The 365-nt window shown below is 43.3% G+C and carries 1 protein-coding gene; it reads left to right on the forward strand.

What is annotated here, in order from left to right:
* Positions 1 to 365 (forward strand): transporter substrate-binding domain-containing protein (locus IQR33_RS19870; RefSeq protein ID WP_193843971.1); only part of this gene is annotated, 365 nt, incomplete at both ends.

Below are 365 nucleotides of genomic sequence, written 5' to 3' on the forward strand. Positions count from 1 at the left end.
CTGAAAGAAGCGGGTATTCTGCTCACTTTGAAAAAGCAAGGGTTAGTTCATTTGGGCACTTGGCAGCAAGGCCAAGTTGATCATTATGATGATTTGAAGAAGCTGCTTACCGATTTGAAATCGGGCGTTTTGGATGTGGCTTACATTCCTGACGACATCGTTCACAACATGATTGCACAAGATCAAGTCAATGGCTTGGTGATCAATGCGGAGGACGTTTTGACGTTCTCTAATGCATTTGCGGTTGCAAACCACAATACACAACTGCAACACATGTTGAACAGCATCATCGAAACCATTGATTCTAACGAGATCGAAAAACTGCTGCGTTCTCACCGAAGCTTCAAACTGACTTATGGCTATGA

This window comes from Vibrio sp. OPT46, from assembly GCF_015163535.1.
In the GTDB taxonomy this organism is placed as follows: Bacteria; Pseudomonadota; Gammaproteobacteria; order Enterobacterales; family Vibrionaceae; genus Vibrio; species Vibrio alginolyticus.